Source organism: Paraburkholderia sp. CNPSo 3076 (genome assembly GCF_026343935.1).
Taxonomy (GTDB): domain Bacteria; phylum Pseudomonadota; class Gammaproteobacteria; order Burkholderiales; family Burkholderiaceae; genus Paraburkholderia; species Paraburkholderia nodosa.
In genome coordinates this window covers 64,218-86,088 of the sequence record NZ_JAPMAL010000007.1, presented here as the reverse complement: position 1 = coordinate 86,088, position 21,871 = coordinate 64,218, and the positions used below count along the sequence as shown (strand labels likewise).

General features: G+C 65.2%; 16 protein-coding genes. 8 read left to right on the top strand and 8 right to left on the bottom strand.

Annotated features, from left to right (window positions below; translation table 11 throughout):
• The first annotated feature begins 28 nt into the window (after positions 1–28).
• Positions 29–1,495, top strand: coding sequence for a metalloprotease TldD (tldD, locus tag M3A49_RS10085; protein ID WP_254352391.1), 1,467 nt, complete (start codon positions 29–31; stop codon positions 1,493–1,495).
• Positions 1,496–1,909: 414 nt separating this feature from the next.
• Complete coding sequence (aroG, locus tag M3A49_RS10080) at positions 1,910–2,983, top strand: 3-deoxy-7-phosphoheptulonate synthase AroG (protein ID WP_266228557.1); 1,074 nt, start codon at positions 1,910–1,912, stop codon at positions 2,981–2,983.
• Positions 2,984–3,040: 57 nt separating this feature from the next.
• Here aroG and M3A49_RS10075 read toward each other — a convergent pair whose 3' ends face one another.
• Positions 3,041–3,976 (bottom strand): glycosyltransferase family 2 protein, encoded by a 936-nt coding sequence (locus M3A49_RS10075; protein WP_266228556.1) that lies wholly within the window; start codon positions 3,974–3,976, stop codon positions 3,041–3,043.
• A gap of 436 nt (positions 3,977–4,412) precedes the next feature.
• Between M3A49_RS10075 and M3A49_RS10070 the strand changes: the two genes are divergently transcribed.
• The gene (locus M3A49_RS10070; protein ID WP_266228555.1) at positions 4,413–5,579 is read left to right on the top strand and encodes a glycosyltransferase; all 1,167 of its coding nucleotides are present in this window, start codon (positions 4,413–4,415) and stop codon (positions 5,577–5,579) included.
• A 33-nt stretch (positions 5,580–5,612) separates the two neighbouring features.
• Here the strand turns inward: M3A49_RS10070 and M3A49_RS10065 are convergent, their stop codons facing one another.
• Positions 5,613–6,860: an oligosaccharide flippase family protein gene (locus tag M3A49_RS10065; RefSeq protein ID WP_266228554.1), complete on the bottom strand. Its 1,248-nt coding sequence runs from the start codon at positions 6,858–6,860 to the stop codon at positions 5,613–5,615.
• Positions 6,861–7,232: 372 nt separating this feature from the next.
• Between M3A49_RS10065 and M3A49_RS10060 the strand changes: the two genes are divergently transcribed.
• Positions 7,233–8,537: a glycosyltransferase gene (locus M3A49_RS10060; RefSeq protein WP_266228553.1), complete on the top strand. Its 1,305-nt coding sequence runs from the start codon at positions 7,233–7,235 to the stop codon at positions 8,535–8,537.
• A 51-nt stretch (positions 8,538–8,588) separates the two neighbouring features.
• Here M3A49_RS10060 and M3A49_RS10055 read toward each other — a convergent pair whose 3' ends face one another.
• Positions 8,589–9,755: an acyltransferase family protein gene (locus M3A49_RS10055; RefSeq protein ID WP_266228552.1), complete on the bottom strand. Its 1,167-nt coding sequence runs from the start codon at positions 9,753–9,755 to the stop codon at positions 8,589–8,591.
• Positions 9,756–10,068: 313 nt separating this feature from the next.
• Here M3A49_RS10055 and M3A49_RS10050 point away from each other — a divergent pair, with 313 nt between their 5' ends.
• From M3A49_RS10050 to M3A49_RS10040, 3 genes are all read left to right on the top strand, one after another.
• Positions 10,069–11,466, top strand: a complete 1,398-nt coding sequence (locus tag M3A49_RS10050; RefSeq protein ID WP_266228551.1) for a hypothetical protein — start codon at positions 10,069–10,071, stop codon at positions 11,464–11,466.
• Entirely contained in the window at positions 11,463–12,692 is a 1,230-nt protein-coding gene (locus tag M3A49_RS10045; protein WP_266228550.1) for a glycosyltransferase, read from the top strand. The genes M3A49_RS10050 and M3A49_RS10045 overlap by 4 nt, the downstream gene beginning before the upstream one ends.
• Positions 12,693–12,987: 295 nt before the next feature.
• Positions 12,988–14,118: a polysaccharide biosynthesis/export family protein gene (locus tag M3A49_RS10040; RefSeq protein WP_323183131.1), complete on the top strand. Its 1,131-nt coding sequence runs from the start codon at positions 12,988–12,990 to the stop codon at positions 14,116–14,118.
• Positions 14,119–14,208: 90 nt separating this feature from the next.
• On the opposite strand, the gene M3A49_RS10035 is transcribed toward M3A49_RS10040, so the two are convergent.
• Positions 14,209–14,910, bottom strand: coding sequence for a DapH/DapD/GlmU-related protein (locus M3A49_RS10035; protein WP_266228548.1), 702 nt, complete (start codon positions 14,908–14,910; stop codon positions 14,209–14,211).
• A gap of 227 nt (positions 14,911–15,137) precedes the next feature.
• Between M3A49_RS10035 and M3A49_RS10030 the strand changes: the two genes are divergently transcribed.
• Positions 15,138–15,788, top strand: a complete 651-nt coding sequence (locus tag M3A49_RS10030; protein ID WP_266228547.1) for a hypothetical protein — start codon at positions 15,138–15,140, stop codon at positions 15,786–15,788.
• A 58-nt stretch (positions 15,789–15,846) separates the two neighbouring features.
• On the opposite strand, the gene M3A49_RS10025 is transcribed toward M3A49_RS10030, so the two are convergent.
• The 4 genes from M3A49_RS10025 to M3A49_RS10010 form a co-directional block, all read right to left on the bottom strand.
• Positions 15,847–17,244, bottom strand: a complete 1,398-nt coding sequence (locus M3A49_RS10025; protein ID WP_266228546.1) for a glycosyltransferase WbuB — start codon at positions 17,242–17,244, stop codon at positions 15,847–15,849.
• A 190-nt stretch (positions 17,245–17,434) separates the two neighbouring features.
• Complete coding sequence (locus M3A49_RS10020; RefSeq protein WP_028202006.1) at positions 17,435–18,394, bottom strand: GDP-L-fucose synthase family protein; 960 nt, start codon at positions 18,392–18,394, stop codon at positions 17,435–17,437.
• 6 nt (positions 18,395–18,400) lie between these two features.
• Positions 18,401–19,519 carry a GDP-mannose 4,6-dehydratase gene (gene gmd / locus M3A49_RS10015; protein WP_266228672.1) on the bottom strand — a complete coding sequence of 373 codons (1,119 nt, stop codon included), beginning with the start codon at positions 19,517–19,519 and terminating at the stop codon, positions 18,401–18,403.
• A 100-nt stretch (positions 19,520–19,619) separates the two neighbouring features.
• Complete coding sequence (locus tag M3A49_RS10010) at positions 19,620–21,851, bottom strand: polysaccharide biosynthesis tyrosine autokinase (RefSeq protein WP_254352403.1); 2,232 nt, start codon at positions 21,849–21,851, stop codon at positions 19,620–19,622.
• Between the last annotated feature and the right edge of the window lie 20 nt (positions 21,852–21,871).

Below are 21,871 nucleotides of genomic sequence, written 5' to 3'. Positions count from 1 at the left end.
GACTTTATCGATTGATCCCACAGAGCGCATGAACATCATCGAACCCGGCATCCGCAATCTGGCGACCGCGAAGGACCTGCTCCTCACGCCCTACGGCCTCGACGAAGCAGTGCTCACGCGCACGCTCGGCGAGATCTTCACGCATCGCATCGACTACGCCGACCTCTACTTCCAGACCACGCGCAGCGAGGCCTGGAGCCTCGAGGAAGGCATCGTCAAGTCGGGCAGCTTCAGCATCGACCAGGGTGTCGGCGTGCGCGCCGTGTCCGGCGAGCGCACCGCTTTCGCCTACTCCGACGACCTCTCGCCCGAAGCGATCCGCCAGGCGGCCATCGCCACGCGCTCGATCGCCAGGTCCGGCGGCGGCAAGCAGAAAATCCAGGTGGCCAAGTCGCTCACGGGCATTGCGGGCCGCGATCTGTACCTGCCCTCCGACCCGTTGAGTTCGCTCGAGGCCACCGAAAAAGTGAAGCTGCTCGAGCGCATCGAAGAGATGGCGCGTGGGCGCGATCCGCGCATCACGCAAGTCATGGCCGCGCTTGCGGGCGAGTACGACGTGGTGCTCGTCGCACGCAGCGACGGCGCGCTTGCCGCCGACATCCGCCCGCTGGTGCGCGTGTCGGTCACGGTGATCGCCGAGCAGAACGGCCGCCGCGAAATCGGCAACGGCGGCGGCGGCGGCCGCTACGAATATAGCTATTTCACCGACGACATCCTGTCGAAGTACGTGGACGACGCCGTGCACGCCGCACTCGTGAACCTCGAAGCACGCCCGGCGCCGGCCGGCGCGATGACCGTCGTGCTCGGCCCGGGCTGGCCCGGCGTGCTGCTGCACGAGGCGATCGGCCACGGCCTCGAAGGCGACTTCAACCGCAAGGGCTCGTCGGCGTTCGCCGGGCGCATTGGCGAGCGGGTAGCCGCGAAGGGCGTGACCGTGGTCGACGACGGCACGCTGCCTAACCGCCGCGGCTCGCTCAATATCGACGACGAAGGCAACCCCACGCAGTGCACGACGCTGATCGAAGACGGGATTCTCAAGGGCTACATTCAGGACTCGCTGAACGCGCGCCTCATGAAGATGCCCGTAACGGGCAACGCGCGCCGCGAGTCGTACGCGGCGCTCCCCATGCCGCGCATGACCAACACGTACATGCTCAACGGCGACAAGGACCCGCAGGAAATCCTCGGCTCGGTGAAGAATGGCCTGTATGCCGTGAACTTCGGCGGCGGCCAGGTGGACATCACGAACGGCAAGTTCGTGTTCTCGGCCTCCGAAGCCTACATGATCGAGAACGGCAAGATCACCTACCCCGTGAAGGGCGCGACGCTCATTGGCAGCGGCCCGGAATCGCTCAAGTACGTGAGCATGATCGGCAACGACATGCGCCTGGATTCGGGCGTGGGCGTGTGCGGCAAGGAGGGCCAGAGCGTGCCGGTGGGCGTGGGTCAGCCGACGCTGCGTATCGACCGCATGACGGTGGGCGGCACGGTTTAAGGCTTTTGCCTGCGCGCATTCCATGCACGTCGATGCGGAAATTCCGCATCAACGTGCGGATTTTCTGCACATGAGTCATTTTTTACGCAGATAGTCCGCTTTTTTACCGCACCCCGCTTGCCAGCCACGAGATGGCCGGGTTATAAAGGCAGTCACCCTTTCGACGTAACGAACGTTCAGACAAGACCGCCATGTTCGCCACGAAGTTTTATTTTTACTTCTTTTGGTATCTCAGACCGCTGGCGGATCGAGAGGGTTGATAGTACGCGCAGGACCCCGAACACACGAGAAACCGCCAGCCAAGCCTGGCGGTTTTTTTTCGCCCTTACTTTCGAGCCGCACCTTCATCTAACCGAATTTGAAGCACCGTCGGAACGACGCACGCTACGCACCGAGGATCAGGAGAAAACGACCATGCCCCCGCACAACACCGACGATGTCCGCATTCGCGAACTCAAGGAACTCACGCCGCCCGCTCACCTGATCCGCGAATTCCCCTGCTCGGAAGCCGCCTCCACGCTGATCTTCGAATCGCGCCGCGCCATGCACCGCATCCTGCACGGCATGGACGACCGCCTGATCGTCATCATCGGGCCGTGCTCGATTCACGACACCAAGGCCGCGGTCGACTACGCGAAGAAGCTTGTGGAAGAGCGCAAGCGCTTCAAGAACGAGCTCGAGATCGTGATGCGCGTGTACTTCGAGAAACCGCGCACGACGGTGGGCTGGAAGGGCCTCATCAACGACCCGTTCCTCGACAACAGCTTCAAGATCAACGACGGTCTGCGCACCGCGCGCGAGCTGCTCGTCTCCATCAACGAGCTGGGCCTGCCCGCCGGCACCGAATACCTCGACATGATCAGCCCGCAGTACATCGCCGACCTGATCTCGTGGGGCGCGATCGGTGCGCGCACAACGGAATCGCAGGTGCACCGCGAGCTGGCTTCGGGGTTGTCGTGCCCGGTCGGCTTCAAGAACGGCACGGACGGCAACGTGAAGATCGCCGTGGACGCGATCAAAGCCGCGTCGCAGCCGCACCATTTCCTCTCGGTGACGAAGGGCGGCCACTCGGCCATCGTCTCGACCGCGGGCAATGAGGACTGCCATGTGATTCTGCGTGGCGGCAAGACGCCGAACTACGACGCGGAAAGTGTGGACGCCGCATGCAGCGATATCGGCAAGGCGGGTCTCGCCGCGCGCCTCATGATCGACGCGAGCCACGCGAACAGTTCGAAGAAGCACGAGAACCAGATTCCCGTGTGCGCCGATATTGGCCGCCAGGTGGCGGCGGGCGACGAGCGCATCGTCGGCGTGATGGTGGAGTCGCACCTCGTGGCGGGCCGCCAGGACCTGAAGGAAGGCTGCGAGCTGACCTATGGCCAGAGCATCACCGATGCATGCATCGGCTGGGACGAAAGCGTGGGCGTGCTCGAAGGACTCGCGCAAGCGGTGAAGCAGCGCCGTATTGCGCGCGGTTCGGGCAACTGAGCGCAGCACGCATTGGAGCGCGCAGCGCGGTCATTTAACACCGCGCTGCGCGTGAATTCACAGCCGCGCAGCGCGCTCGGGCCGCACCGCGCCTATGCATAGATCGGCAATCCCGATCACGTTGCCGATGAGCCTGCCGCGCCGGTCGAGATGCGCTTCCGGGCGCACCGACTTCACGCAGTTCATGCTGAGCGCGCGCAGGATGTTGCTGGTCGCTTCCTTGCGCGACATCACGCCCTTGTTGCACAGGTACATCGCGTTGACCACCTGCGAATAGCCGAAGCGCCGGCCCGAAACGCGCCCGCCTCGCAGCCCGAGGTGGACCCCCAGCAGATAGTCGCAGTACACGACCCCGCCGCGGCGCGCGAGGCGCCGCGAGAAGTCCTTGTCCTCCAGCCAGCCATACAGCACGAGACGCTCGTCGAAGCGCAGATCGGCGATAGCCTGTGCGCGGCACGCCATGTTGCAGCCATACAGCTCCACGCAGGGCCGCAGCGGCGGACGCCGCATCACCTCGGCTTGCGCGCCATCCACGAGCGCCATGGCTTCTTCCCATGAGATCGGCTGCGTGTTCGCGCCGTCGCGCAATGTGCGGCCGGAAAAACCCACGAGATTCGCGTCGCTCTCGAACAGCTCTACGCAAAGCTCGATCCAGTGACACTCGGGCGCGAAGTCGTCGTCGAGGAAAATCACGACGTCGATGTCCGGCGCAAGCGCGTCGAGCGCGCGATTGCGCTGCACGCTCGAACCCGCCGTGCCGATGATTTCGTTCACGCGCAGACCGTTGGCATCGTAAGGCCCGATGTCGTCTGCGCTGCTGCCCGAGAGGATGATCTGATCCGGCCGCACCGTTTGCCGCGCAAGCAGACGCACGACCCATGCGGTGGCTGTTGGCCGCCCCTTGGTCGCGATCACCACCGCGACGCGCATGCGCGCCTTCGCGCCGTTCGGGGCCATGGAAAACGCGAGATCATCGGTAGCGAGCGTTGTCATCGGTTTCTCCGCATTCCGGTGGTCGTTTCGACTCGGATCGAGGTTAGCACGAGGCCTGCGCGCCGCCAGCCGGGGCGGATTGAAGTTGTCCGAAACGATCTATTCAACGACTGATTCCAACTGTTTGTGAACGAGCATGCATGCACGGCGCAATGCGCGCGGTGTCTGTATCGGCCGCCTGCCGACGAACCTTTTACCGCATGTCCTTTTCGTTGATTAAATCTGCATTTATTGCACTTTCTTTGCGCTTTATCGATTACGCATCACTCATAGCGCAGCACCACCCGGTAAATTCGTCCAATAGCAATTTTCGGATTCCTCTTTTGATAAGACTCGCCTACAACTGCTAAAAGAGATTGGCGCAAATATGACCGACTAACCTGTCCACCGGAAAGATCCTCTCAACATGACTGCGTCGACGCGTCGGAGCCAGCCAGTGGAACACGAGATCGTCGCTTCCGGGACAAAGGTTTGCGAAACCGAATCCGGCGCGCGGCTCAAACGCCCAGTGGTCTTCTACGTGCAGCCGTTGATCGCGCGCTATCGCATCGAAGTCATCGAGTCGCTCAACCGTCTTTTCACCGTCAAGGTGTTCGCGTGCTCCGAGGGCATGGAGGCCAACGGCTTTTCGCGCGAGAAGCCCGCGTGCGACGAATTCGTCGAAACGCATATCGCGAGTTTCGCTGGCCTGCCCTCGCGGCGCATTCGCATGCAAAGCCGCGTGCTGAGCCGCATCGTTTTCGAACGTCCCGATGCCGTTTTGATCTTTGCAGACGTTCGCTATCTCTCGCTGTGGCTCGCGCTCCTCGCCGGGCGCGCGATGCGCGTGCCCGTGCTGATTCACGGCCAGGGGCTCTACCGGCACGAGAGCGCGGGGCTCATGCGCACGGTGTGTTACCGCCTCGCGGTCGCGCTCGCCGTGCGCTACGTCTGCTATACCGAGGCTTCGCGGCGCTCGCTCGTCGCCATCGGCTGCCCGCTTGCGAAGCTCGTCGTCGCGAACAACGCACTCACGGTCTCGTGCAGCGTGGAGCCCGCCACCAAAACGGGCGCCGAGAGCGGCGTGCTCTTCATCGGCAGGCTGCGCGAAGGGTCGGAGATCGAGCCGCTCATCGACGTGGTCGGGCAACTTCATGCCGAAGGCAACGACATCACGCTCCACGTGATCGGCGACGGCGAGCACGGCGAGCGCCTGAAGCGCAAGTACAGCGATCGCAGCTATGTGGTGTGGTATGGCGCGGTGTTCGACGACGACGCCATCGCAACCATCAGCCGGCGCTGCCGCGTGGGCTGCTATCCGGGCTCGGCGGGCTTGAGCGTCGTGCACATGTTTGCGTTGAGCCTGCCGCCCATCGTGCACGACCGGCTGTCGCTGCACATGGGCCCGGAGCCGGGCTATGTCGAGGACGGCCGCAGCGGCTTTTTCTTCGCGCGCGACGGCGGCCCAGAAGCGCTTGCCGCCACGCTGCGGCGCATCTGGTCCATGCCGCCCGATGAAATGCGTGCAGCCGCTGCCGCCGCGCACGCGGTGTACTGCCAGCTCAACTCGCCCACGCTAGGACATCAGCTCGCCGAGATCGTCGAAGCGGCGCTGCGCGCCTGAATCCTCGCTTGAATCCCGCTTCTGCGCTCCGGCTTATTTCTGCCGCGAGACGCGATACAGCATCCAGGCCGCGCACGAGGCCAGCCCGACGGTCATCGACCATGCCACGCCTGTCACACCCCACATGTGCAACGAAGGCGGCACGGACAGGATAAGCGCCACGACCTGGAGCAGCGACGCCACCGTGACGGCGCGCGCGTCGCCCACCGCGCGCAGATACGAGGCGAGCACCGAGTTCAGCGCGCTGATCGCCATGTTGATGACGAAGATGCGAAAGAGCGGCACGGCCGACAGCCACGCGGCGCCGAGCACGAGCGAAAAGAGCGGCTCGGCGGCGAAGCGCAGCACGATCACCACGCACGCCAGCCCCGCCACGGCCGCCACGAGATACAGACGGAACAGGCGCGCGGCCGATTGCGGGCCGCCGCGATGATGCGCGGCGAACGTGGGAAACAGATACTGAGACATGGCGAGCGCGGCGTCGGCGAGCAGCATCTGCGCGAGCTTCGAGGACATCTGCCACGCGCCCAGCTGCGTTGGTCCGAGCAGCTTGCCCACCACCACCTTGTCGAACTGGTTGGTGATGAGAATGATCACGCTGCTCGCCCAGATCCAGCGGCTGAACCCCACGTAATGGCCGATGCCCGACCAGCGCAGCCGGATCGGCGGACGCGGCGAGAGGGCGATCCATGTCACGACGCTCTTGAAGGCCTCGCCGATCATCAGGCCGAGCAGGAGCGAGTACGGACCCGCGCCCGCAAGTGCGAGCCCAATGCCGAAGCCGCAGTCGAGACACGAGGACGAGATTTCGATCGCCGCAATATGCTGGAAGTGGCGCTCGCGCTGCGTGATGAAATACGCGGGCGAGGCGAGCCCGCGCAACAGCGGCAGCACCGCGGCAAGCTGCACGAGCCCGATGGCGCCGCCCAGGTGGAACTGCGCGTCCATGAGCGGTGCGCTCGCGACGAGCAGCACGCCGATCAGCAGGCCCCGCGTGGCGAGCGTGGTCCAGACGGCGCCAGCCTCGGCGCGCGTTGGCGGCGCCTGGCCCTGGATCACGGCTTGCGCGAGCCCGGTGTCGGAGAGCGCTTCGGCAATCGCGACCGCAAGCAGCGCGACGCTCGCGAGACCGATTGCGGACGGCCCGAGAATGCGCCCGATCACGAGGAACTTGACGGCCACGAGGCCGCGCACCACGACCTGCTGCAGCAGCACCCAGGTCGCCGCGCCGGGTCCGAAACCTGCCTTGATCGGTATTGCTGGCAGCCGCATTGCGCGCAAAATGCCTCTCCTGTCGTCGATCTCTGAGTCGGAGCTCTAGCCCCTTTTCCCAGTTCCCTTCAAGCATGTTTGGGAACGCGTTTTCGTCACCCGTTCTGGACCTTACCGCGCGGCAACGTCCACGACGCGCCATCTACCAGGTGGAATCAGACGGGGCGGCCATCCGTGGGGCGGCCATCCGCGGGGCGGCCATCCGCGGGGCGCGGCCGCTCGGGTAGGGCGATCCGCGCGGAGGCAATTCATGAATCTTCAAGCGATCGGCATATCCCCAGGCTTTTTCGGCCACCCTGCCCCGCAATCTGGCGCATGCCGCTTGCGCACCACTGCTATTTTGTTCGTAATAATGCTCATCGGGCCTCCCGCATGGAAAACGTGTCGATCGCCAGATATCGCAACGCCGCCCCTAACACCCCGGGCTCCGCCGCACAGTGCGACGTCGAGGCCGACACACTCGTGACGTCCGAGCTTCCCGGCACACGCGCATCGGTTGGCGGCGACTGGATCGCCATCATCGAGCCGAACTTCACGGGCCACCGCTGGCGCTACGTCGAGTGGATCGCGCAGGCGTGCGTGGAAGCCGGCCACCGCTGCCTCGTCGTCACCGATACCGAGTACGCGGACCATCCGCTCGCGCAGCGCATCGTGCGCGACGCGCGCCCCGATCTGCGCCTCGTGCTGCTCGACCTGCACACCGTTCCGCCCGGTCCGCATTTCGCGGCGAGTGTGTACATGCGCTTTCGCAACTTCTATGCGCGCGCGTTGCGTCAGGTGAGCAAAACGATGCACGTGCGGCTCGTCATCGCGCCCTACGCCGACTACTTCTTCTACACGCTCGCGGGGTTCGACTCGCCGTTCGGCGAGACGCCGTGGATCGCCATCGTCATGGGCATGACGTTTCATCAGGCGCGCATCGGCTTGCGCACGCCGCGCCGACGCTTTGTCGACATAGCCAAGTCGGCGCTGTTTCGCCGCGCCATGCGCTCGCGCGGGCTGCGCGAACTCTTCACGATCGACCCGACTCTGCCCGACTGGTTCGCGACCACGAAGCCCCAGCGCGCCGCGCCGCTCAGCTATCTGGCTGACCCGTTTCCCGAAATCGAAGGCATGGACCCCGTGTTCGCGCGCGAGCAGCTGAAGCTCGATGCGCATACGCGCTACCTGCTCGTGTACGGAGCGATCGGCGAACGCAAGGGCATTCGCGAACTGATGCTCGCGCTCGAGCACAAGCCCGACGCGCCGTGCCTCGTAATCGCGGGCCAGCAGGACGACGAAACGCGCGCATTCATCGACGCCCACGCGCCGCGACTCGCGAGCGCGCCGGTGATCCTCAACCAGTTCATCACCGACGAGATGGAGCGCGAGCTCTTTTCCGCCTGCGACGCCGTGTGGCTCGGCTATAAGCAGCACTACGGCATGAGCGGCGTGCTCGTTCAGGCGTACCGCTTCCGCAAGCCCGTGGTGGCCAGCGCCGACGGCCTGATCGGTTGGTATTGCCGCGACGGCGCGCTCGGACCCCTGCTCGACGACCTCGAGCCCGCCACGATCGTGCACGCGCTCGATGGGCTCGCCGAGCGTTGGCGCGCCGGCTCGAACGCCGCGCAGCCCACGGGTGAACACCTCCTTTCATGCAACACGCTCGAACAGTTCAAGCGCACGCTGCAGGCTGCGATGGTGTAAGCGCAGGGAAACGTCACCAACTAGTTAGCATGTCGAACCAGTCTGGTTCGTTCAGGCAACGCCTTCGACATTGTTGTTGTCCGTCGCGCTCGCGTGGCTCCCCTCGGCAGCGATGGCGCCGCGCCGGTCGGGGAACATCGCCTCGCGCAGGCGCAGGAACGGAAACTCGACGGCGCGCGTGGTGAGATAGCCCAGCGTGGCAGCGATGACGAACTGCACGACGATCACAACCGGCCAGGCAGCGAGCGGCGGCACGCCAAGCGCGTTCGCCTTGTGGATCAGGTAATCGCCGGGCGCGAGCGCGAGCGAATGCCAGAGGTAGATACCGTACGAGTACACGCCAAGCCACGCCAGCCCGCGATACAGCCACGTCGTGCGCAGGCTGCCCGAGTGCTCCAGTATGAGCATGATGAGCGCGCAGAAGCCGACGGCCTGAATCGTGTAGCCAACGCTCTCATCGAGCGCGACGTCGGGCGTCGCGAACACAAGCCAGACGAGGAGCAGTCCCACCGCGCCGAACAGCCAGCGCTTCTTCGCAACGAGCATGCGCCAGAGTTCGGGCTTCATCCAGTAGACGGTCGCGAGTATGACGCCGATGAGCAGGCTGTCCATGCGGTACTGCGTGTAGTTGAACGCCCCGACGAGATCGCCATGTGATACCGCGACGCAACGTGCGCCGAGCACGATCGCGCAAAGGCCGACCATCACGGCGATCAGCGCATTCGCGCGCAGCCGGAAGTGCGCGAGCAGGATCAGCAGCGCGGGCAGGAACAGATAGAAGTGCTCTTCGACAGCGAGGCTCCACGTTTGCGCAATGGCGGTGCCGAAGTAATTCTGCATGTGCGTGAGGTTCTGCCAGAGGAACGTATCGGGACGATGTCGGCCGGCAAGCAGGTGAAAAAAAATCAGTGCGTAGTACGCGGGCCAGATCTTGAAGATCCGCCGCACGATGAAGCGGCGCGCGCCGATGTGGCCCGTTTGCGAATATTGGCGCAGCAGCAGCCCGCCCACCAGAAAACCGCTTAGTGTGAAGAATAGATTCACGCCTTCGTGGCCGAAGCTTTTCAGCGGGTACTCGAGCACGCTCACCCAGGGATGGCCCGTGCGCACCGTGTGGAAGTGGTAGCCCATCACGACGAAGATCGCGATGCCACGCACGAAGTCGAGCTCGACGGAACGTCCTTTCGTCGGCGGTCCCACTCCGTGTAGCAGCTTCATGACCTTTCCCTCGCTACGTCCATGCCGGATTCTTACGCAAGGCAGACGATGAAAAACTTACTCCTGCCGGTCCCATCATGGACACAGGCGCCGTGCCGCGTGCGCCAAGTTCCCGCCCTTCTCGGCCAGGTGTGTGGGGGAAACCACATGCCAAATCAGAATTTTTTTCCTGCCGCCACAACCCTGCCGCTTCCCGCCACGCACATGCGCAAGCCGCTTGCGGCGTTTTATATTGAATCGAGCCTTCGCTTGCGGCGCGCATGAATCTTGCGCCACGTATGCGACCCTATGCACCGCACCGGGAGAAACGCCGATGCGAAACAAACATGCTGCACTATGGCTCTGGGTGTGCCTCGTGCCTCTCGCTTTCGACTACAAGGCACCGGACTCCCAGTTTGGCCACGGCGCGCAATGGCTGGCGGTCATTCCGGCCCTGGCAGGCGCGCTCATTCTCGCGATGATCGGCCCGCGCTTCGCGCGTCCGACACGGCTGCGTTCGTTCGTGACGGGCGCGCTCGTGGCAAGCCTCGCCGGCAGTCTCATTGCGCAAATGCTGCAGCACAATCCGATTGGTCAATACCTGCGCGTGATCCTGCCATTCCTGCTGTTCGCGCTCGGCTACTGGGCCATGTGCCGCCCATGGCACCCCATTCGCGTCATGCAGATGCAGCGCGCGCTTTATTACGCGAACGTGCTGGGCCTCGCGTTTACGTTCTTCTTCGGCATACTGGCAGTCGGCGGGCCGCTCGCCGACATTCGTTTTCGCATCGTCTCGCCGACCATGCTCGCGCTGCAGGCCATGCTGTTGCACCAGTTCATCGTCGCCCGTCGCTTCAACGTGACGATGGTACTCGTGTTCCTCGCCACGCTCGTCGTCGAATTGTTGAGCGTCACGCGCAGCCTGCTGATCGCGACCGTCCTGCTCGCCATGTTCGCGGCGTGGCTCGCCTCGCCGTCGCTCAGCCATCTGATCAAATCGTTTTTCCGCACGGGCATCGCGCTTTCGTTCGTGGTAGCGCTGGGCGTGGGAACGGCCTGGCTCTTCCCGTCGATCACGGAACACTGGACGCAGCGCGTGACGGCCGCGCAGAACGCGGAGTCCGACCGCGATCCGACCACGGTCACACGTATTGCGGAGATGCGCGACCAGTACGACCAGGTCACCGAATCGGTGGAATCGGTCCTGTTCGGCAAGGGTTATGGCCACCTCTACCGCTACTCGCCGATTTACTACCAGTACGTGAACCAGACCTTCAGCAAGGACGATTACTTCAACACCAGCGACTGGGTGGCGGGCCACAACTTCTGGGTCTACCAGCTCTACGCCGAAGGTATCCTGTTCGGGGGCTGCATGCCGCTCGCAGTGATCGTCGCGCTCATCGTCGCGGGCCGCGCATTCAGACGCTGGCGCCGCATTGCGCCGCGTCACCCGATGCTCATGCCGCTCAGCATGGCACTGCTCGTGCTCGCCGCGCTGCCGGGCGCGTCGATCGGCGGCAATCCGCTCGGCACGCGTTTCTCGGGCCTCGTGTACGGCCTCGCGCTCGGGCTCATCGTCGCGCTGTATTCGCAGCTTCATTACCGCATTGACCTTCAACGCAAGCGCCAGCGCCTGCACCCGTCCTACGGGCGCGAGCCTGCCTTCCGACCCACGGCGCCCGCGGCGGCGCCGGTGCCGCTCACCACGTATGCGACTCCGGAGCCCCGATGAAAATCCTGCACCTCGTGTCCACGGTCGACCCCCGTTCGGGCGGCCCGATTGAGGGCGTTCGCCAGAGCGGTCTCGCGATGACGGCGCTCGATCACCAGATCGAAGTGGCGTCGCTCGACCCGATCGACGCGCCTTATGTGCGCGAATTCCCGCTCCCGCTCCACGCATTGGGCCCAGGTCGCGGGCACTACGGCTACTGCGCCGGCTACGTGCCGTGGCTGCGCGCGAACGCGAGGCGCTTCGACGCGGCGATCGTGCACGGGCTCTGGCAATACCACGGCTTCGGCGCGTGGCGCGCCCTGCGCCACGCCCAGCTGCCGTACTACGTGTACACGCACGGCATGCTCGACCCGTGGTTCAAGGCCACTTATCCGGTCAAGCATCTGAAGAAATGGGCGTACTGGCCATGGGCCGATTTCCGCGTGCTGCGCGACGCCTCCGCCGTCATTTTCACGACCGACGAAGAACGCCTGCTCGCGCGCGAATCGTTCTGGCTGTACCACGCCAACGAACGCGTCGTGCCGTTCGGCACCAATGCGCCCAACGAGGACCCGGACACGTTGCGCGAAGCCTTCCTTCAGGAGTCGCCGCATTTGCGCAACAAGCGCATCGTGCTGTTTCTCGGGCGTCTGCACCCGAAAAAGGGTTGCGACGTGCTGGTTCACGCATTCGCCGAACATGCGCGCGAAACGCCGGATGCGCATCTGCTGATCGCGGGGCCCGACAAGGGCAACTGGCAACCCGCGCTGCTGGCGATGGCGCAGTCGCACGGCATTACGCACCGCATCAGCTGGCCGGGCATGCTGCAGGGCAACCTGAAGTGGGGCGCGTTTTTTGCTAGCGACGTGTTCGTGCTGCCTTCGCACCAGGAAAACTTCGGCGTTTCCGTAGCGGAGGCGCTGGCGTGCGGGCTACCCGCACTGGTCTCGGACAAGGTCGGCGTCTGGCGCGAGATCGACGAGGACGGCGCGGGGTTCGTTGCGCCCGACACAGTCGCCGGCACGCAGCGCAACTTCGCCTCATGGCGGGCACTCGACGAGCGCGCGCGCGACGCCATGCGTGCTCAGGCGCGGCGCACGTTCGACGCGCGCTTCGCGATGGATGGCATGGTGCGCTCGCTGCTGGGCTTGTTGCAGGAACATCCTTTGCACGCTGGCGCGCGATTTCACCGAGGGCGCCCGATGAGCGCCATGGCGCAGGGCGAGCCCGCGGAGCAGGCTGAATAAGCGAAAAAAGGCGGCATCAGATATCAGATAGCGGAAATGGTAGGGATTGGCAGGGGTGACGAAGCAACGCAGCTGAAGCGTCATAACGAGTCGAACGATGAGCCCGCGTTGCACTTTCGTGGCGATGTGCGAATCCTGTTAGTAAGGGGGCGACACTATGTTAAACAGTAGACCTGATTGTTCTGGCGGCGAGACCGTCGACGTAACCGCGACGCAACCTGTGAAGCAGCCCGCGCGCAGTTTGCGCAGATTATCGGCGACCCGCGCACGCGCGGCCCTGACGGCGATCATGGCCATGGCCACGACCGCGGCATTGATTTCGGGCTGTGGGCTCTCGCCTGGGATGCAGGCGCCGTCGAGCGTCACGCAGGCGAAGGCCGCGACCGGCGCCGCGCGCACGAGCGGCAACGGGGATCAACCGCCACCGGGCGCGCTCGTTGAGATCAACAGCGAACTGGTCGCGAAGGAAGCGGCGTCGAGACCGACGACTGTCCCGGCAAACGTCGAGACGCTGTTCGGCACGCCCAAGCCCTACTCGCTCGGGCCCGGCGACGTGCTGAGCATCGTCGTGTGGGACCACCCCGAAATGAATCTGCCGACGAACGGCGGCGGCGGCGGCAACGGGCAGCAGGACCAGAGCGCGAGCCAGGTACAGTCGGGCTATACCGTCGACTCGTCGGGTGCGATCCAGGTGGCCTACGTGGGTCCGATCCACGTGGCAGGGCTCACCGAGATGCAAGCCCGCGACCTGGTGGCGAAGAAGCTAGCCTACTACCTGAACAAACCTCAGGTGACGCTGCGCATCGAGTCGTACCGCAGCCGGCGCGTGTACGTGGACGGCGAAGTGCGCACGCCCGGGCTCATGGTGCTCAACGACATGACGATGTCGCTGCCCGAGGCGATCAATCGCGCGGGCGGCTTCACGGCGGCCGGCGACCGCTCACGGGTTAGCGTGACACGCGGCGACAAGACGACCATGGTGAACATTCCGGACATGATCAAAAAAGGCGTGAACCCGGACAAAATCCTGCTGCAGAACGGCGACCTCGTGCGCGTGTATTCGGCGAACGAAAGCCGCGTGTTCGTGCTGGGCGAAGTCGGACACCCGGGGCCGTTGCCGTTCGATAACGGCCATCTCTCGCTGAACGACGCGCTAGGCAACGCAGGCGGTGTCAGCCAGGGTTCGGGCGACGCCTCGCAAGTGTACGTGGTGCGCGGACAGAAGGAAGGGCACCGTACGGTCTTCCATCTCGACGCGTCGTCGCCGGAAGCCATGGCCACGGCCGACGAGTTCGAGTTGCAGCCGAACGATGTCGTGTTCGTCGATGCGTCGGCGCTCGTCAAGTGGAGCCGCGTCATCAACCTGATCCTGCCGAGTACGCAGGCAGCCGCGGCGGGCCGGGCGGTGGGTTACGGAGGGTACTAGCCGGTGGGGTTCGTATGAGTATGAGCAGGCCTTCGGGCCTGCTCGCGCCACGAATGAATCTGCTTGAAACGAGCCAGCCTCGCGCCGCCCTTATGCCTGGGGCGGCTGGCTTTCCTCGAAACGCCAGCGGATAAAACGGCACGGATTGCCGCCATACACGCCGCCGGCTTCCAGCGAGCGATGCACGACCGAGAGCGGCGTGACAACCGCCGAGCGCCCGATCGTCACGCCCATCTGCACCACGCATTTCGACGAGACCCACGCGCCGTCCTCAATCACGATTGGCGCGACGTGCAGATCCATGTTCGTGCGCATGTCGTGCGAACCGGCGCTGAGAAACGCGCCCTGCGAAAGGCAAACGTTCGAGCCGATACGGATGGGCGCCTGGTTGTAGATCCACACGTCCACGCCAATCCAGCAGTTGTCGCCCATTTCCAGATTCCACGGCGCCTTCACGCGCATGGGGTGCACGAGGCGGCAGCCCTGGCCGATCTTCGCGCCGAACAGGCGCAGCAAGCCTGCGCGCAGCGCGGAAAGCGGCAGCAGGCGGTTGTCGAGCACGCAGGTGTCGACCAGATACCACGCGGCCTGCACGAGCTTGCCGCGGCGCGCGACGAAGTTGCCCTTGCCCGCACGGCTCAAATCGATCACGCGGATTTCCGCGGCTCGTGCGTCATTGGCGGCTTGTGGCGGCACGATGCCTGCGGGCGGCGCTTCGCCCGCCTCCTCCCTGCGCCCGGCCGCGCCGGCGCGCCCTTTGCGGGACCCTAAACCTTCGACCGCTTCCGTCATGAACGCTCCTTGCCCATCCGGGTCGGTTCCTGTTGGCTTCCTGCGGGTTGCAAGCCTGGCGGCCCGCATAGCGGGACGCATCAAGCCACGATTTCATTATCGGGCGGCCACCGCAGCGCCTCGCACGCGTGGCCGACACGGCAGGGGTTTTGGCGCAGCGGCGCGACGCGCGATAGGCAACATGAAGGCTTGACGCCGCATGGTTCGCGGCGCGCGGGATCAATGCCATGTCCAGCTTTTATCGTCATCGATTTGCGCCTTACGTCCTCGCCGCCGCGCTGCAAGCCGCGTGCGCCGCATGGCCGTGCGCGGTGTTTGCGCAGAACGCCGCGTACGGCGCCGCCACCGGTGGCTCCCCCGCTGCCGCGAGTGACCAGAGTCGCCAAAGCAGCCGCGGCGACACCCCCGCCAACGCCGTGCAGCGCCAGCAACTCGACGAACAGCGCCTGCTCGGCGGTCCGGGCACTTCGGACAACCCGTACAGCGTGAGCCCGTACAGCAGCAACGGCGCTTCGCCAGACGACGCGCGAGACGCGCTCACGAACGAAAAGCACATGCACGTCGTGACGCCTGGGGATTACGCCGCGAGCGCGGCGAGCGCCAACGGCGGCAGGGGTGACAGAAGCAGCGCTTCGAGCGCAGGCGGCAGGGGCGCCACGAATCACAGCAGGATCGGCGCGAACGGCATGTCGCGCGCCGGCAATGCGGTGGCGAGGGGCACCAGCGGGGGCGGTGCAGGGGGCAAGCGCTCAGCGGCCGGCTATGACTACGGCGCCAGCCAAACCTCGCCAACTGCGCAGGTCTACGGCAATCCGTATGGCAGCCCGTACGGGTCGCCGGACCAGTCCAACTCCGAACTCTACAAGTCGCCCTGGTAAGCTCCGCTAGCGGTCGGGGACAGCCCAAGGCCACCCTCGCGGCCTTGGGCGCAGTCGCTCACACGTCGGACTGCTCGACCTCCGGCAACGTCGATCCGCCTTTGCCCGCTTGACTCGCAGGTTGATTCAGATTCGCAGATTGACCCGCAGCTTGCTGTGTCGAAGAAGAAAGGCCGCTTGCCGCGGTCTGCGGCTCGACCTGCGTCTGGCCCGCCGGCTCGGCAACCTCGCACGCGAGCGCGGCAAGCCTCGCTTCGAGCACATCGAAGATCGCTTGCGGTGACAGCATGCGCTTCGCGTAGCGCCGCGCGGCACGGCCAAGCTCGGCGCGGCGCGCGGGGTCGCCGGCCAGTTCGACGATCGCCGCAGCGAGCGCCTCGCTGTCCTCTGGCGGCACCACGATTCCGTGGTCCGAGACCACGTCGAAGAGACTCGTGCCGGGCCGCGCCATGGCGACCACCGCACGGCCGCTCGCGAGCATGCCGGTGAGCTTCGAGGGCATCACTAGGTCGGCGGCGTCGTTGCGCTGCGGCAGCACGTGGATATCGGCCACGTTCAGCAGTTCGTTGAGCATCGAAGACGGCTGCAGCGGCAGCACGTGACAGTTCGAGAGCGGCTCGCAACGCGCCATCAGTTCCCGCTTGGCCGCGCCGTCGCCGCAGAACACGAAGCTGATATCGGGCCGCGCGGCGAGCGCCGTTGCGACGTCCGCGAGAATTTCGATGCCCTGTTTCGCCCCCATGTTCCCCGAGTAGAGCACGACGGTGCTGTCCTGCGGGATGCCGAGGCGCCGCCGGAATGCGCTCGGATAGGGAAGCGGGAAGATCGCCTGGGTGTCGACCCAGTTCGGCAGGCACACGGCGCGCGCGGCGTCCACACCCTTGTCGATGGCGCGCTCGACCATGCGCGTCGAAATCGACGAGACGACGTCGAAGCGCCGCAGCAGCCAGCGTTCGCCGGCGAGAGCGGCGCGCCCGAGACGCGACCCCTGGCCGCCGCGCAGAAGCCCCAGATCGAATGCCGCATCGACTTCGAAGTCCTGAATATGCAGCCAGCTGCGCGCGCCGACGGCGCGCGCGAGCATGAGTGCGCCGGGCGCGCAAAAGAGCGTCGGCACGATCAGCATGACGGCCTGGGGCCGCCACGCCGCGAGCCGCGCGAGAAGCGGCACCGACGAGAGCGCGAAGCTCGCCAGATGCATGATGCGCTTGAAGCCGCCCTGCTGGGTCGGCACCCACAGCGGCGCACGCCAAACGCTCACGCCGCGCAACGTTTCGTGTTGGTAACGCCCCGCGCGATAACCTTCATGCACGCGCCATTGCGGGTAATAAGGCGGCGCGCAGATCACGCGCACCTCGTGGCCGTGCGCCGCGAGCAGCTCCGCCATTTCGGCTGTGTATTTGCCGACGCCTGTGACTTCGGGCGCGTAATTCAGTCCGTAGATCAGGATTCTCATTGCGTCGCTTCCGTCCCTGTACTGCTTTTGAGCTGCTTGTCTACCGCTTTTAATCGTCTCGCGCGCCGAGCGAAAAAAAGCGGGCGTCGTGCATCCGGTCCGCGCACGACGCCCACCACCAACCAGACGCCTCTTCCCTTTCGTCCTTTTGAGCCGATCGTTTGAAAGCCATCGGTCCCGTCAGGCCATATCAAGCCCGCATGCCCGCCTCGTACGCCGGCGCGGCCTGGGTTTGCAGAAAGTCGTCGTAGGTGCGGGCGAGCCCCTCCTGGAGGCCGATGTGCGCGTGCCAGCCCAGGTCGCCCAGGCGCGACACGTCGAGCAGCTTGCGCGGCGTGCCGTCGGGCTTGGTCGAGTCGAATACCAGTTCGCCTTCGAAGCCCACCACGTCGCACACGCGCTGCGCGAGGTCGCGGATCGACAGGTCTTCGCCGACGCCGACGTTGTACACGCCGTCGCCGGTCTCGTGCTCGAGCACGAAGATCGTCGCATCGGCGAGATCGTCGACGTGCAGGAACTCGCGGCGCGGCCTGCCCGAACCCCAGACCGTCAGCGTGCGCTGGCCGTTGCTGCGCGCCTCGTGCGCCTTGCGGATCAGCGCGGGCAGCACATGGCTGCTGCCGAGGTCGTAGTTGTCGTTGGGGCCGTACAGGTTGGTCGGCATGAGCGAGACGAAATGCGTACCGTACTGGCGGTTGTACGCTTCGCAGAGCTTCAGGCCCGCGATCTTCGCAATCGCGTAGGCCTCGTTGGTCGGCTCGAGCGGCGAGGTGAGCAGATAGGCTTCGCGGATCGGCTGCGGGCATTCGCGCGGATAAATGCACGACGAGCCGAAGAACACGAGGCGCTGCACGCCCGCGTTGTACGACGCCCGGATCACGTTGGTCTCGATCGCCAGGTTGTCCCAGGCGAACTGTGCGGGCTGCGTCGAATTCGCGAGGATGCCGCCCACGCGCGCGGCCGCGAGCAGCACCGCGTCGATGTGCTCGCCTTCGAAAAAGGCGTCGACCGCGGCCTGATCGGTGAGGTCGAGCTCCGAGTGGGGACGCGTGACTAGGTTATGGTAGCCGTGCGCCTGCAACGCGCGCACGAGCGCTGAGCCCACCATGCCGCGGTGGCCGGCAACGAAGATTCGGGAGTTCTTGTCCATGGCATCTCACTCGTGATGTTCGAGAGCCTTGAAGCCGGCCAGCGTGACGAGCGCGTCGCGCCGGGCGGCCTGATAATCGGCTCGCACCATTTCCTTGACGAGCGCCTGGAACGAGGTGGCCGGCTTCCAGCCCAGCTTCTCCTGCGCCTTGGAGGCGTCGCCAAGCAGCGTCTCGACCTCGGCCGGGCGGAAGTAGCGCGGGTCGACACGCAGGATCACCTGGCCTGCTTCGAGCCGCATCTCACGCGAGTCGACGTGGTCGACAATGCCGACCTCATCGACACCGCTGCCCTCGAAACGCACCGTGATGCCCAGTTCCGCCGCCGCCGCGCGCACGAAGTCGCGCACGCTGTACTGCACGCCCGTTGCGATCACGAAGTCCTCGGGCTTCTCCTGCTGGAGCATGCGCCACTGCATGTCGACGTAATCGCGCGCATGGCCCCAGTCGCGCATGGCCGAGAGGTTGCCGAGATACAGTTCCTTCTGCAACCCGACGGCGATGCGGGCAATCGCACGCGTGATCTTGCGCGTGACGAAGGTCTCGCCGCGCTGCGGCGACTCGTGGTTGAAGAGAATGCCGTTGCACGCGTAGATGCCGTAGGCCTCGCGGTAGTTCACCGTGGTCCAGTAGGCGAACAGTTTCGCGACCGCATACGGGCTGCGCGGGTAGAACGGCGTGGTTTCGCGCTGCGGCACTTCCTGCACGAGCCCGTACAGCTCGGACGTCGAAGCCTGATAGAAGCGCGTTTTCTTCGCGAGGCCGAGAATGCGGATCGCTTCCAGAAGGCGCAGCGTGCCGAGGCCGTCCGCGTTCGCGGTGTATTCGGGCTCGTCGAACGACACGGCCACGTGGCTCTGCGCGGCGAGGTTGTAGACTTCGTCGGGCGCGATCTCCTGGACCACGCGCAACAAGGCCGTGGTGTCGGTCATTTCGCCATGATGCAGGTGGATGCCGGGCTCCGAGTCGTGTGCATCGCGATAAAGGTGATCGATGCGGTCCGTGTTGAAGAGCGATGAGCGGCGCTTGATGCCATGCACCTCATAGCCTTTGTTCAAAAGCAGTTCTGCCAGATACGAACCGTCCTGACCGGTGATGCCGGTAATCAAAGCAACTTTACGAGCCATTGCCATCGTTCTCTCCTCGCGTGCGCGAAATGGGATTCGGTGGTTTTCACCATCGACGGGCGGCCCGAAAACCGGCCGTCAACCTGTTGTTACCCTGCTGCTACCCTGAAACACTTTCGTAACCGTAGTAACCGCCGCGATACCCGCCGCCGATGAATGCGCCGGTCTTCGGCACGTCGGTGAGCAGCACGCCGCGCAGATTCACGCCGCCAATGCGCAGGCGCTTGACCGTCTCCTCGAGCTCCGAAATCGGGTGGCGGCCATGGCGGATCGCGAGCAGCGTCGTGCCCGCGTAGCGTCCGATCACGGTCGAGTCGGTCACTGCGAGCACCGGCGGCGTATCGACGATCACGAGGTCATACCGCGCCCCCAGTTCTTCGAGCAGCGACTCGAAGCGCGGGCTCATCAGCAGCTCGGACGGATGCGAATGCAGCGAGCCCTTGGCCAGCACGTCGAGTCCAGGCAGCACCTCGTGCTGGATCGCCTGGTCCAGATCGGCGCCGAGCAGCACGTCGGAGAGACCCGGCTGGTGCGCAATGCCGAAGTGCGAGTGCACGTCGCCGCGCCGCATGTCGCCGTCGACGATCAGCACGCGCTTGTTCACCGAGGCGACGAGCGCGGCGAGATTGACCGAGAGGAACGACTTGCCGATGTCGGGCCGCGAGCCCGTGAGCATCACGATGTTGTTGCGCGCGTCGTTAAGCGTGAGCTGCAGCGAGGTGCGCAGGCTGCGCACGCCTTCCACCGCAACGTCCTGCGGGTTCTGCTGTGCGAGCACGTGCAGCCCGCGCCGGCGCAAGGTGACGTGATGCTGCAGCCGCAGCTGCTGTGGGCTGCGCGGCACCACGGCGAAGACCGGCACGCCGAGTGCGGCTTCGAGCTCGTCCGGGCGCTCCACGCCGCCGTACAGCGACTTGCGCACGAACGCGACGAGCACGCCCAGCACGAGCCCCGCGCCGATCGCGAGCGCGATCACAAGCAGCTTCTTCGGACGCACGGGATCATCCGGCGCTTCGGCGAAATCGACCACGCGTACGTCGCCCACCTGGCCCGCGCGCGCCACACGCAGTTGCTGCGCACTGTTCAGGAGGCTCGTGTAAAGCTCCGTGCTCACATGCACGTCGCGCAAGAGGCGCACGGCGGATTGTTCCGTGTCCGGCAGTTGCGCCACGTTCCGCGTGAGCTGCGACTGCGCGGCTTGCAACGTGCCGATCTGCGCGTCGAGCGCCTGAACGGCCGGGTGATGCTCGGTGAAACGCTGTGCGAGTTCCGCGCGTTGCTGTCGCAGGTCTTCGAGACGGATCTTGTTGTCGCTCACCTGCTGGAGCAACAGCCGGCTTTCTTCGCCGAGATCGACGGTGCCGTGCTCGTTACGGAACTTGTTGTACTTCTGCTCGGCCGCATCGACCTGCGAGCGCAGTTGCGGCAGCTGGTCGTCGAGGAACGCGAGCATGTGTTCCGCTTCCGCCGAACGGCTCGCGATGTCCTGCTTGATGAACTCGTGCGCCACGTTGTTGAGGATCGCGGCCGTCGTCTTGCTGTTGTGGCCTTCGAGACTCGCGCGGATCACGCCGGACTGCAGCCCGACTTCCTGGATCTGGAGCGAATTCTCAAGCCGGTCGACGGTGGTCAGCGTCGAGGCGCGCGTGAGCAGGAAAGGCGTTCCGGGTGGCCCGCTCAAACTGTCGACGTGCAGCCCGATCGGCCCGGCCGACGTGTTCGCGCTCACGTCCTCGCCCACGCGGCCCTGCAGAAGCGGAATGCCGTCGGGGTCGCGTAGCGTGAAGGTGCCGGGCTCTTCGCCGGCGACGATCGTGAAGTCGCGCTCATACATCGCCTCGGGCGTATCGAAGCGCGATACCTTGATGTCGCCGCCGCCCCATGCATAGCCGGACGGTCGTATGAACCCGGGCAGCTTCTGTGCCCAGGGCGAGCCCAGGATGCCGGAGAGCATGCCGCCGATTACGGGCATTTCGCGCGGCCGCGCCGAAATGTCGAGGTGGAGCTTGCGCACCGTTTCCTCGGTCACGTTGCGCGACTTCAGCATTTCGATCACGCCGTTCGCGGTCGACTTCTCGTCGAACATGCCCGTGAGCGGCGGCAAGCTGCTGTCCTTCTTGCTGGCGTCGCCCTTGTCGACGAGGTGGAACAGCACGTCGGCCCGATAGGTCGGCGTGGCGAGAAACGCATAGGCCGCGCCCAGCAGCGTGACGGCAAGCGTCACGATCGCGATGGCGCGCCAGTTCGCCACCATCGTTTGCAGGTAGTCGCCAAGGTATCGCTCGTCGGCGCCTGCTGCGCCATAGTAAGCGCCGTCATAATTCATCGCCATCTTGCTTCTCCCGAAACCTG

What these genes read in the sequence shown, in the direction of transcription:
- M3A49_RS10045 (WP_266228550.1), top strand. Translation starts at nt 11,463, where the DNA reads ATGAAAATCCTGCACCTCGTGTCCACGGTCGACCCCCGTTCGGGCGGC.
- aroG (WP_266228557.1), top strand. Translation starts at nt 1,910, where the DNA reads ATGCCCCCGCACAACACCGACGATGTCCGCATTCGCGAACTCAAGGAA.
- M3A49_RS10075 (WP_266228556.1), bottom strand. Translation starts at nt 3,976, where the DNA reads ATGACAACGCTCGCTACCGATGATCTCGCGTTTTCCATGGCCCCGAAC.
- M3A49_RS10050 (WP_266228551.1), top strand. Translation starts at nt 10,069, where the DNA reads ATGCGAAACAAACATGCTGCACTATGGCTCTGGGTGTGCCTCGTGCCT.
- M3A49_RS10025 (WP_266228546.1), bottom strand. Translation starts at nt 17,244, where the DNA reads ATGAGAATCCTGATCTACGGACTGAATTACGCGCCCGAAGTCACAGGC.
- M3A49_RS10020 (WP_028202006.1), bottom strand. Translation starts at nt 18,394, where the DNA reads ATGGACAAGAACTCCCGAATCTTCGTTGCCGGCCACCGCGGCATGGTG.
- M3A49_RS10010 (WP_254352403.1), bottom strand. Translation starts at nt 21,851, where the DNA reads ATGGCGATGAATTATGACGGCGCTTACTATGGCGCAGCAGGCGCCGAC.
- M3A49_RS10055 (WP_266228552.1), bottom strand. Translation starts at nt 9,755, where the DNA reads ATGAAGCTGCTACACGGAGTGGGACCGCCGACGAAAGGACGTTCCGTC.
- M3A49_RS10030 (WP_266228547.1), top strand. Translation starts at nt 15,138, where the DNA reads ATGTCCAGCTTTTATCGTCATCGATTTGCGCCTTACGTCCTCGCCGCC.
- gmd (WP_266228672.1), bottom strand. Translation starts at nt 19,519, where the DNA reads ATGGCTCGTAAAGTTGCTTTGATTACCGGCATCACCGGTCAGGACGGT.
- tldD (WP_254352391.1), top strand. Translation starts at nt 29, where the DNA reads ATGAACATCATCGAACCCGGCATCCGCAATCTGGCGACCGCGAAGGAC.
- M3A49_RS10040 (WP_323183131.1), top strand. Translation starts at nt 12,988, where the DNA reads ATGGCCACGACCGCGGCATTGATTTCGGGCTGTGGGCTCTCGCCTGGG.
- M3A49_RS10035 (WP_266228548.1), bottom strand. Translation starts at nt 14,910, where the DNA reads ATGACGGAAGCGGTCGAAGGTTTAGGGTCCCGCAAAGGGCGCGCCGGC.